The 12,121-nt window shown below is 60.2% G+C and carries 7 protein-coding genes; 4 read left to right on the top strand and 3 right to left on the bottom strand.

Translation table 11 applies throughout. The annotated features are described in order from the left end of the window. Positions 1-86 precede the first annotated feature (86 nt). Entirely contained in the window at positions 87-2,615 is a 2,529-nt protein-coding gene (locus tag V2391_RS09585; protein ID WP_329739141.1) for a phosphoketolase family protein, read from the bottom strand. Positions 2,616-2,819: 204 nt separating this feature from the next. Further along, positions 2,820-3,848, bottom strand: coding sequence for a LacI family DNA-binding transcriptional regulator (locus tag V2391_RS09580; protein ID WP_329739140.1), 1,029 nt, complete (start codon positions 3,846-3,848; stop codon positions 2,820-2,822). Positions 3,849-4,031: 183 nt separating this feature from the next. On the opposite strand from V2391_RS09580, the gene murB reads away from it, so the two are divergent. Beyond that, positions 4,032-4,994, top strand: a complete 963-nt coding sequence (gene murB, locus V2391_RS09575) for a UDP-N-acetylmuramate dehydrogenase (RefSeq protein WP_329739139.1) — start codon at positions 4,032-4,034, stop codon at positions 4,992-4,994. A 102-nt stretch (positions 4,995-5,096) separates the two neighbouring features. Here murB and V2391_RS09570 read toward each other — a convergent pair whose 3' ends face one another. Continuing rightward, complete coding sequence (locus V2391_RS09570) at positions 5,097-6,296, bottom strand: coiled-coil domain-containing protein (protein ID WP_329739138.1); 1,200 nt, start codon at positions 6,294-6,296, stop codon at positions 5,097-5,099. Positions 6,297-6,561: 265 nt separating this feature from the next. On the opposite strand from V2391_RS09570, the gene galE reads away from it, so the two are divergent. The 3 genes from galE (at position 6,562) to glgP (ending at position 11,751) form a co-directional block, all read left to right on the top strand. Further along, a complete protein-coding gene (gene galE / locus V2391_RS09565) occupies positions 6,562-7,623 on the top strand; it encodes a UDP-glucose 4-epimerase GalE (RefSeq protein ID WP_329739137.1) in 1,062 nt (353 codons plus the stop codon). Between the two features lie 208 nt (positions 7,624-7,831). Beyond that, positions 7,832-9,349, top strand: coding sequence for a 4-alpha-glucanotransferase (gene malQ / locus V2391_RS09560; protein WP_329739136.1), 1,518 nt, complete (start codon positions 7,832-7,834; stop codon positions 9,347-9,349). A gap of 134 nt (positions 9,350-9,483) precedes the next feature. Beyond that, complete coding sequence (glgP, locus tag V2391_RS09555) at positions 9,484-11,751, top strand: glycogen/starch/alpha-glucan family phosphorylase (protein WP_329739135.1); 2,268 nt, start codon at positions 9,484-9,486, stop codon at positions 11,749-11,751. Positions 11,752-12,121: the final 370 nt, after the last annotated feature.

Here is a 12,121-nt window from a genome sequence, read left to right as displayed (position 1 = left end):
GCCTCCCTCTGAGAAGTTCGCGAAGCCCACTTCTCAGAGGGAGGCACCCGCCCGGAGGCGGCCCCAGCGCGAGACCGTCCCGGATGCTATTCGTTGTCGCCTGCGGTCATCTGCGTTGCGGAGAGCGCGCCGTCGGCAGCAGTTGCGGCTGCGGCGTCGGGCCAGACCCAGTCGGTAAAGACCGGGTGATCGAAACCCTCGTCGCACGCGAACTCAAAGGCCTCAGTGCGGAAAGCCTCCCACTCATCAATCTGCTCGGCAAACTTATCAGCGTCGACCAGGCGCAGCACGTCGGCGGCCAGGGCCCAGCGGTCCATGTTGTTCAGGCGCAGCATGTCGAACGGCGTGGTCGTGGAGCCCTTCTCCTCGTAGCCGTGGACGCGGAAGGCATCGTGGCCGGGGCGGTTCCAGATCAGACGGCGGATCGTGCCGGCATAGGCGTGAAATGCAAAGAGCACGGGCTTCTCGCCGCGGCCAAACAGCTCAGCCCAGCGCTCATCGCTGATGGCTTGGTCGTTCTCGCAGACGTTCTGGATCTTGAGCAGGTCGACCACGTTGACGAACCACACCTTAATGCCCAGCTTGCGCAGCATGTCGGTTGCAGCCAAAGCCTCGAGCGTCGGCACGTCGCCGCACGTGGCGACCACGACGTCGGCCTCGGCGAGCGAATCGGCAGTCGATGCCCACTCCCAGGTCGCTACGCCCTCGGCGAGCTCGGACCTGGCCTCGTCGACCGTCTGGAAGGTGGGGGCGGGCTGCTTGCCACAGAAGATGGCGTTGACGCAGTCGGTGGACTGGTAGACGCGCTCGGCAACGGCAAGCGCCATGTTGGCGTCGGCCGGATAATAGGCATTCACGATATGCGTGTCGTTGGCCTTGTTGAGCAGCAGGTCGATAAAGCCGGGGTCCTGGTGCGAGAAGCCGTTGTGGTCCTGACGCCAGACATGGCTCGACAGCAAAATGTTGAGACCGCTAATGGGGGCACGCCACGGAATCTCGCGCTTGGTGGCCTCGAGCCATTTGCAGTGCTGGTTGACCATGGAATCGACCACGTGGACAAAGCTCTCGTAGGAGCTCCACACACCCGAGCGGCCGGTGAGCACGTATGCCTCGAGGAAGCCCTCGCACTGGTGCTCGGACAGCTGCTCGACAACCTTACCGGAACCGGCCAGCAGCTCGTCGTTGGCATTGTCCTCGTAGAAGCCGGCATCCCACTGCTTCTTGGTCACCTTGTAGGCAGCCTGCAGGCGGTTGGACGCAGTCTCGTCGGGACCGAAAATGCGGAAATCGTCCATGTTCTTGGCCAGAACGTCGGCAGTGTACTCGCCAAAGACGCGGGCAGCCTCGGTGGAGCCCCAGCCGTGGCCCTTGCTTGCGACGGGAATCTCGTGGGCATGAATATCGGGAAGTTCAAGCTCGCGGCGCACCTTGCCGCCGTTTGCATTGGGGTTGGCGCCAATGCGCAGCTCGCCGGTCGGCATAAAGGCCGTCACCTCGGGGCGCACCTGACCCTCGGGCGTAAAGAGCTCCTCGGGCTTGTAGGAGCGCAGCCACTCGCGCAGCACGCGGAAGTGCTCGTGGGTGTCCTTGGCACTCGCCAGCGGCACCTGATGGGCGCGCCAGGAGTCCTCGGTCTTCTTGCCATCAATCTGCTTGGGGCAGGTCCAACCCTTGGGCGTACGGAACACGATCATGGGATAGGCCGGACGGACCACGGTCTCGCCCGCAGTGGCCTGAGCCATAGCGGTGGCCTTGATGTCGCAGATCTCATCGAAGACCTGCTCGAACAGGGCGGCAAAACGCGCGTGAATGCTTGCATGGCTCTCATCGTCGAAACCGGCGACAAAGAAGTGCGGCTTATAGCCCATGCCCTCAAAGAACTTGGTGAGCTCTTCGTCGGACACGCGAGCAAGGATGGTGGGATTGGCAATCTTGTAGCCGTTGAGGTGCAGGATCGGCAGGACGATACCGTCGGTTGCCGGGTTCACGAGCTTGTTGGACTGCCAGGAAGTCGCAAGCGGACCGGTCTCGGACTCGCCGTCGCCCACCACGGCCACGGCCAGCAGGCTCGGGTTGTCCATGACGGCGCCGTAGGCGTGGCTGAGCGTGTAGCCGAGCTCGCCGCCCTCGTGGATGGAGCCGGGCGTCTCGGGCGCAAAGTGGCTCGGGATGCCGCCGGGATAAGAGAACTGGCGGAAGAACTTCTGCAGGCCAGCCTCGTCATTGGTGATGTCGGGGCGAATCTCACGGTAGGTACCATCGAGCAGCGACTGGGCGGTACCGGCGGGGCCACCGTGACCCGGGCCCATCAAGAAAATGGCGTTCTGGTTGTGATCGGCGATGAGGCGGTTGACATGACCGAACAGGAAGTTGATGCCGGGCGTGGTGCCCCAGTGACCGACCAGACGGTGCTTAACGTCCGGACGACCAAAGTCGCGCACCTCACCGGTTTTCTCATCAACAAAGTCGGTGCGCATCAGCGGGTTAGAGCGAAGGTAGATCTGACCGACGGAAAGATAGTTCGATGCGCGCCAATACAGATCGACGCCCTCGAGCTCGGAAGCCGGCACCTCGTGTCCCAGCTTTTGCCACGGCGTCCCCAGTGTTTTAGCCATTGTTTATGTCCCTTCGCTGTGCGGTCACCCTCCGATACGGCAACCATTCGTTGGGACTAGTATATTTGCTAAAACGTTTTATCATGGTGAAAAAACGTTTTATCATCCTTATCAATCGCATCGATCAACAAAACGCGACATTCACCTGCGGCATTGCCTGTCACAGGTGCTCCACATTCAGTCTCTGCAAATTGATAAACGTGTTTAGTTGTGTTTAGTAAGCTTGAGCACGCTGCCCTTAACGATAAGTGCCGGCTCCAGGACGACCTCTTCGGCACGCCTACCGCCCCTACCGGCAAGACGCTTGGACATGCAGCCAAAAGCATGCTCCGCGAGCACGCCAGGATCCTGCTCAATGGCGGTCAGTGCCGGCTCAAAGAGGACGTCTGCCGCCGAGTTGTCATAGCTCACCACCGAGATATCGCCCGGGATGCTCTTCCCCATCTCGTGCAAGCGCTTGAGCAAACCGAGGGCAATGTTGTCCGAGCTTGCGAACACGGCGGTGGCGTCGGTTGCGAGTACCGCCTCCGAGGCCTCGTATGCACTCGGAATGTAGTACTCGCTCTCAAACTCCAAACGTGCGTCGATAGGCAGGCCAACCTCACGCAGCGCGCGCTCATAGCCGGCAAGTCGCTTGCGACCTGTATTGGAACGGCGCGCGTTAACCAAGCAGGCAATGCGACAGTGACCCTGCTCGATCAGATAGCGGGTGGCCATGTAGCCACCCATCTCGTGGTCGAACATCACCTTGTCGCACTCGAGCCCCTCAATGGCACGGTCGACCATCACGGCAGGGATAGGCAGATGGCTGACTTCTTCGCGCAGGGCGCGGTCGTCGGAGAACTCGTCACCCACCACCAAAAAGACGCCGTCAACGCCGCGCGTCACCAATTGGCGCAGCAGCTCAAGATCGTCATCGGCGCTTCCGCCCGAGCTGGTAATAAAGAGTGCGTAACCGTCCTCACGGCAGCGCTTTTCCAAACTGCCGGCGAGCGAGGCAAAAAAGCGGCTCTCGATGTTAGGGACGATAAGACCCAGCGTGCGCGACTCGCGCATGACCAAGCTACGCGCAATCTGGTTAGGAACATAGTGGTTGCGCGCCGCGACCTCTTTGATGAGCTTGCGGTTTTCTTCCGAGATGCGACAAGGCCGATTATTGAGAACAAGCGAGACCGACGAGGGGGAAAGCCCCACCTCCTGGGCGATCTGCTTGAGGGTGACTTTGTTGGCCATCTCGCTCCTTCCAGGTTTACGCGCAATCTCTTGAAAGTATAGCGACTGCCCCTCTACCTCGGTGATAAACACTTTACCAATCCGGTGGACGGCTGTTTTATCGCCGCCAGCGCACCAAATCCGTCCGGGTGGGGTATATTGCAATCGATTGATGACAACGACCACCAAAAGGCGGATATTCGTATGCACGAGAACGACTTTTTTAACGAGGACCTGCTGTGCGCGCTTGCTGGCGTTGCCGGCGAGGACAACGTGCTGATGAGCGAGCCCATGCGCGAACACACCACGTTTAAGATCGGCGGCCCGGCTGACGTCTTTGTCACGCCCGATACCGAGCAGGGACTCGTCGCCACACTCGATACCTGCTATCGCTGCGATCTGCCACTCACCATCGTGGGCAACGGCTCCGACCTGCTTGTCGGCGACAAGGGCATCCGCGGCGTCGTCGTGGCGCTGGGCGAGGGCCTCTCCGACATCACCGTCGACGGCACGCACGTCACGGCGGCAGCCGGCGCCTTGCTTTCCGATGTCGCCGCGGCGGCAGCCGAGGCCGGTCTCACCGGCATGGAGCCCATCTCGGGCATCCCCGGATCGGTCGGCGGCGCCTGCTACATGAACGCCGGCGCCTACGGTGCCTGCATGGCCGATGTGCTGGGGTCTGTGCGCGTCTACAAGCCCGCCCGCATGCTCGACGACGGCACCCGCGGCAGCGGCAGCATCATCGAGTTCGATGTCGACGAGCTCAACCTGGGTTATCGCAAGAGCCGCATTGCCGACGACGGCTTCGTCGTGCTTTCGGCCACTTTCAATCTCGCCCCGGGCAACGCCGCGATGATCAAGGCCGACATGGACGACTACCGTCAGCGTCGCGAAGACAAGCAGCCGCTCGATATGCCGAGTGCCGGCTCCACTTTCAAACGCCCCGAGGGCTACTTTGCCGGCAAGCTCATCATGGATGCCGGCCTGCGTGGCCACGCTGTCGGCGGCGCGCAGGTGAGCGAAAAGCACTGCGGCTTCATCGTCAACGCCAACCACGCCACCGCCGCCGACGTCGACGAACTCATCCGCGACATCCAAGCCAAAGTCAAAGAGCAGTTCGACGTAGACCTAGAACCCGAAGTCCACCGAGTAGGCGAATTCCTCTAACAAAGAAGGCCCCGAAAGGGGCCTTCGTCTTGCGCAGGACCGTCCGAGCAGGCAACCTTATGCCGCGCGGGCAGCCCGGGACCAACCAGCTTCAAACCGCACCTACGACAGCACGACGCCGCCGAGCCAGCCCCAACGCACGCCCGAACCGCCGCCAAAGAAGCTGATAAACGAGTCGAGCGATTTAGACGTGATAGCGCCCTGGTTGCTCATGACGATGCCGCCGCCAACATAGATACCGACATGACCATATAGTCGGCCCGCGATACCCGTCGTGGGATGCGAGGAATCGGCAACAATCATGCCGACCTTTAGCGTCGAACGATCAGCACTGTAGCACCACGCGTTAAACATGTCGCACGCGTTACCACCAAAGTAGCCCACTCCTGCGTTGCGGAAGACGTTGGTAACCCAAGCGGCGCACCAGCCCAAACCGGGCGAGGGGGTGGAGTAGCACGCATTAACCACGGCCTGCTGCTTGCCCGTACCCACATTTTGCTGCGGTGCACCAGAAGCATGGGAGCCGCCGCTCGAGGTCGAGTTGTTCTTGTTCGAAGCGGCTGCGGCAGCGGCGGCTTCCTGAGCCTTCCTCGCCGCCTCCTCGGCCTGCGTGGCCGCGAGGACCTCGGCATCACGCTGAGCCATGAGCTCCTTGACGTCGTCGGAAAGACCGCTCAGCACGGCCTGGACTTCTTGCTGCTTAGTCTGCATGTCCTGCATCTGAGCAGTCTGCTGGTCCTTGAGCTTCTCCAAGTCGGCCTTCTGCGACTCGAGCTCGGTCTTTTGCGCATCAAGCTCTTCCTGGATGGTCTGGATATCCTCGATGGCGTCACGGTCGCTCTTGTTGATCTTCTCAACATAGTGCGCATTGGCGACGAGCTCCTCAAACGAACCCGAGGCGAGCAGCAGCGACAGGATGTTGGTGCCGCCCGACTTATAGCTGGCGGAAACGCGATCGGAAAGATCGTCGCGCTTCTTTTTGAGCTCGGCCTTCTTTTCGTCAATCTGCGTCTGCGTGTCGTCGATCTGGCCCTGTACGCCCTCGATATCGCTGAGAGTCTGGGCGTTCTTGTTGGCCAGCGCCGCGTATTCGCTCGCAATGCTGTCGAGCTGAGCCTGGACCTCGTCGAGCTGGGCCTGGGCCGCATTGAGCTTATCGGTGGTTTCCTTGGTGGCCTCCGCCGCACGGGCGCGAGCGGGCAGGCCAAAAAGAACGGCTGCAGAAGCGGCGCCGAATAAGGCCTTGAGGGCAGTGCGGCGCGAGAGCTCCTGGGAAAGGATGGAATCGCTGTTTGGTGACATATGTACTCCGTTACATGTTTATTTATATGTCGCTCAACTCATACATATTAGCGTACATATGGCGCGTCCCAACGATTTCCACGAACGGCAGGAAACTACAAGGTCAGCGGCTCGTAAGCAAATGCCAAAGTCGAGGTTATGTCCACGCAGCATTTCTATAAGTACGTTAACACGCTCCTCTGCTTTTCCTACAGCGCACGATTTGGGCGTCCCTGCCTGCGCTATACTCCCCTAAAGAAGTGTTCCTGATTCGATAGGAGACTACATGTCCAAAGCACTCGACCCCAAAGACACCTGCGTCCTCGTTACCGGTGGTGCCGGCTTTATCGGCTCGCACACCGTCGTTCAGCTGCTCGAGGGTGGCTACCAGGTCGTCATCGTCGATGATCTCTCCAACTCCAGCGCCGTCGCCGTCGACCGCGTCAAGACCATCGTGGGCGACGAGGCCGCCAAGAACCTCACCTTCTACGAGGCCAACGTGCTCGACCGCGAGGCCATGAACAAGATCTTCGACACCCATCAGATCGACCGCGTCATCCACTTCGCCGGCTTTAAGGCCGTCGGCGAGTCGGTGAGCAAGCCCGTCGAGTACTATCACAACAACATCGAGAACACCCTGGTGCTCGTCGACGTCATGCGCAACCATGGCTGCAAGTCCATCATCTTCTCGAGCTCCTCGACCGTCTACGGCGATCCGGACAACCCGCCCGTCACCGAGGAAGACCCCAAGAAGCCCGCAACCAACCCCTATGGCTGGACCAAGTGGATGATTGAGCAGATCCTTATGGACGTTCACACCGCAGACCCCGAGTGGGACGTTGTGCTGCTCCGCTACTTCAATCCCATCGGCGCCCATCCGTCGGGCCTGATCGGCGAGGACCCCAAGGGTATCCCCAACAACCTGGTACCCTATGTCGCGCAGGTTGCCGTGGGTAAGCTCGAGGCCGTTCAGGTCTTTGGCAATGACTACCCCACCCCCGACGGTACCGGCGTGCGCGACTATATCCACGTTTGTGACCTGGCCTCGGGCCACGTTGCCGCCCTCAACTGGATGAACGGCAAGACCGGCGTCGAGATCTTTAACCTGGGCACCGGCACCGGTACCTCGGTACTCGAGGTCGTCGCCGCCTTCTCCAAGGCTTGTGGCAAGGAGCTGCCCTACGTGATCCGCGAGCGCCGCGCCGGCGACATCGCTGCCAACTGGTGCGATGCCTCCAAGGCCGAGCGCATGATGGGCTGGAAGGCCCAGTACGACATCGCGGACATGTGCCGCGATAGCTGGAACTGGCAGAGCCACAACCCCAACGGCTTCGCCGACGCCGAGTAGCAAAAACCTACATACCGTTCTTGCCCCGATCTCACGTTGTGAGGTCGGGGCTTTTTCATAGCATGTAGCCATTCGCCGAAAATCGACCAACTTTTTTATCTTGCCTGTACATGTTTAAACAACATGTTTTACAATAGGCGTGTCGAATCAGAACATCGGAGGCGGACTGCACACCCATCGGCAGGCCGACCCCACAACAAGAAGGTTGGTGAGCGCATTCATGGAGCGTGCAAGCGGCGTCCTCATGCCCGTCTCATCTCTGCCCGGACCATATGGAATCGGCGGCTTTGGCTGGAATGCCTACGACTTCGTCGATTTTCTCGCCTCGTGCAAACAACATTACTGGCAGATTCTGCCCCTTACGACGACCAGCTATGGCGATTCGCCCTATCAGTCGTTCTCGGCCCGCGCAGGCAACCCCAACTTTATCGACTTTGCCGAGCTTATCGAGGCAGGGTATCTGGAGCAGCGCGATATCGATGGTGTGTATCTGGGATCCAACCCCAGCAATGTCGACTACGGCGCTATCTTTGGCGGTCGCCGTCAGATTCTCGACCGCGCCGCTGAGCGCTTTGCTGCCGACAAGCCGGCCGATTTTGATGACTTTATCCAGGCCAACGAGGACTGGCTCATCCCCTACTGTGAGTTCATGACCGTCAAAGAGGAGTGCGGTCTCAAGGCGTTTTGGGAGTGGCCCGCGGAGCTCCGTACCCGCGGCGAGGCTTCCGCCAAGGTCTGCGCCGACCATCCGGCGCGTATGCTCTACCACCAGATGACGCAGTACTTCTTCGATCGCCAGTGGAGCCGCCTCAAGGCCTATGCCAATGAACGCGACATCCTGATCATCGGCGACCTGCCCATCTACGTCTCGCGTGACTCCGTCGAAATGTGGGCGACACCTGAGCTCTTTAAGATCGACGCCGCCGGCAATCCCGCAAGCGTCGCCGGCACGCCGCCCGACCAGTTCTCGGCCACCGGCCAGTACTGGGGCAACCCCATCTACGACTGGGACGCCATGGAGTCCGACGGCTTTTCCTGGTGGGAAGGCCGCATTCGCGCCGCCCTCGACATGTACGACGTCATCCGCCTGGATCACTTCCGCGGCTTCGAGGCCTATTGGGAGGTGCCGTTCTCCTCGCCCGATTCGTCCTACGGTTCGTGGACGCAGGGACCCGGCCTCAAGTTCTTCAAGACGCTCGCGGAAAAGCTCGGCACGCTGCCCATCATCGCCGAGGACCTGGGCTTCCTCACCCCCGGCGTCATCGATATGCGCGACAACTCGGGCTTCCCCGGCATGAAGATCCTGCAGTTTGCCTTTGAGGGCGCCAACTCGTACTACCTGCCGCACAACTACATTGCCAACACCGTCGCCTACGTGGGCACCCACGACAACGAGACGGCACGCGGCTGGTTTGAAGGAACGGCTACCCCGCGTCAGCGCGAGCAGGCAGCCCTGTACACCCATCAGCAGGCCGGCGAGTCCATGGCCGACGCACTCAATCGCACCATCGCCGCCAGCGTGAGCGACACGTGCATCTACACCATGCAGGACCTGCTCAACTTGGGCAACGAGGCGCGCATCAACACCCCTGCCACGTTGGGCGGCAACTGGACCTGGCGCATGCTCGACGGCGCCATCACCCGCGAGCTCGAGCACAAACTCACCGACTGGACCGAGACCTACTTCCGCATCCCGTCGGAAGCCGAAATCGAGCTTCCTCAATAGGAGCTACCGCGCCCGACCCGACCCCACCCCACCGTGCGGACGCGACCGCTTTTCCCGCGCGAGGCCACCCCAATCCCCTCGCGCGGGCTTCTTTTGAATTTCTGACATGTCGTCAACTCACCACAGGAGGAAACATGCCCCGTATCGATCTTGCGGATCTTGCCGAGCAATCCTTCGGAACTTCGCTCGAGCAACTCGATGACCGCCGCATTTACAAACTGCTGGTCAAGCTCGTACAGGAGCGCTCCGCCGCCTGCCCGCTCAACAATGGCAAGAAAAAGCTCTATTACATCTCTGCTGAGTTTTTGATTGGCAAGCTGCTCATCAACAACATGATCGACCTCGGCATCTACGACAAGGTTAAGGACCAGCTCACCGCCGCAGGCCACGACCTCAACAAGATCGAGGAGTTTGAGGTCGAGCCCTCGCTGGGCAACGGCGGCCTGGGCCGTCTGGCCGCGTGCTTCCTGGATTCCATTGCCACGCTGGGCCTTACCGGTGACGGTGTGGGTCTCAATTACCATTACGGCCTGTTCCGCCAGCGCTTTGCCGACAACCAGCAAAAGGCCGTCCCCGACGAGTGGCTTGGCGAGCAGGACATCCTGATCGATGACGACCGCTCCTACACCGTCGAGTTTGGCGATTTTGCCGTCACCTCCAAGCTCGTCAACATCGATGTGCCCGGTTACGGCCAGCCCACCAAGAACCGCCTGCGTCTGTTTGACCTGGCAAGTGTCGACGACGGCCTGGTCCCCGGCAGCTCCATCGACTTCGACAAGACCGAGATCGCCAAGAACCTCACCTTGTTCCTCTATCCGGATGATTCCGATGAGCAGGGCCGCCTGCTTCGCATCTTCCAGGAGTACTTCATGGTGAGCAACGCCGCCCAGCTCCTGATCGACGAGGCCGTCGAGCGCGGCAGTAACCTGCACGACCTGGCCGACTACGCCGTGGTCCAGATCAACGACACGCACCCCACCATGGTCATTCCCGAGCTCATCCGCCTGCTCACCACCGAGCACGACATCGAGTTTGACGAGGCCGTTACCATCGTGCGCTCCATGGTCGCCTACACCAACCACACGATCCTTGCCGAGGCGCTCGAGAAGTGGCCGCTCGCCAGCCTGCAGAAGGTCTCGCCCGCCATCGCCGACATCATCGTCAAGCTCGACGAGGTTGCCAAGGCCGAGCACGACGACCCACGCGTCGCCATCATCGACGAGTACGACACCGTCCACATGGCCCATATGGACATTCACTTTGGCTTCTCCATCAATGGCGTCGCCGCACTCCACACCAAGATTCTGGAGGACACCGAGCTTCACCCGTTCTACGAGATCTATCCCGAGAAGTTCTCCAACAAAACCAACGGCATCACCTTCCGCCGTTGGATCCATGGCGCCAACCCCGCGCTTGCCAGCTTGCTCGACGATGTGATCGGCACCGACTGGCGCAGTACCGGCGACCTAAGCAAGCTCGCCGAATTCGCTAATGACAAGGATGTACTTGAACGCCTGGCCGCCACCAAGGCCGAGGCCAAGGCTATCATGCGCCAGTTCATGGCGCTCGAGCAGGGTGTGACCATTCCCTCCAACGCCATCATCGATGTTCAGGTCAAGCGTATCCACGAGTACAAGCGCCAGCAGATGCTCGCGCTCTACATCATCTGGAAGTATCTCGACATCAAGAACGGCAATAAACCCGAACACCCCGTCACCATCATCTTTGGCGGCAAGGCGGCACCTGCCTACACCATCGCCCAGGACATCATCCATTTGATCCTGACACTGTCGCAGTGGATTGCAAATGATCCCGATGTGGCCCCCTACCTGCAGGTTGTCATGATCGAAAACTACAACGTCACTGCTGCTGAGCGCGTGATTCCCGCCGCCGACATCTCCGAGCAGATCAGCCTGGCCTCCAAGGAGGCGAGCGGCACCTCCAACATGAAATTCATGCTCAACGGCGCTTTGACCCTGTGCACGCTTGACGGTGCCAATGTCGAGATCGCCGAGCTCGTGGGTGACGAGAACATCTACACCTTTGGCGCTTCCTCCAAGCAGGTCGAACAGCTCTACGCCGACGGCAGCTATGACGCCGGCGCGCTCTATCGCAAGCCCGGCATCAAGCTGCTGGTGGACTTCATCACCAACCCCGCCTTTATGGCGACCGGCAACGCCGAGCGCCTGCAGCGTCTGCACGACGACATCAAGGGCAAGGACTGGTTTATGGCCCTGCTCGACATTGAGGAGTACATCCAGACCAAGGAGCGCGTGCTGGCAGACTACGAGGACCAGGACGCTTGGATGCGCAAGGCACTGATCAACATCGCCAACGCCGGCACCTTCTCGTCTGACCGCACGATCTCCCAGTACAACGACGAGATTTGGCACCTGAGCTGATTTCGTTTCCTTTACCCATCCTCTTGAAAGCGGAGTCGTGGCAACGCGGCTCCGTTTTTTGTGCCGATACATTGACCTGTGGCCCGCTTCGACCAAATTGTCTCGATCTGTAACATCTACATAGGCAAAACGGTCCTACCTGTTACAGGTCGAGACAAACACAACCACCCCGCCGAAATATCTCAATCCGTAACAACAACTCGGCAAAAACGGCCCCTGGCGTTACGGATCGAGACATACCGGTCCTTCCCCTTGGGTTTATCTCAATCTGTAACATTTGGCCGCCGTAATCCAACCTTACTGTTACAGAACGAGACAAACCGTCAGACCTCCCCAACACAAAGAAAGGCTCCCCTCTCGCCCAGTGGAC

The sequence above is a fragment of the Collinsella sp. CM84Y_54 genome (assembly GCF_036317945.1).
Taxonomy (GTDB): Bacteria; Actinomycetota; Coriobacteriia; order Coriobacteriales; family Coriobacteriaceae; genus Collinsella.
This window is presented reverse-complemented; position numbering and strand designations above follow the sequence as displayed.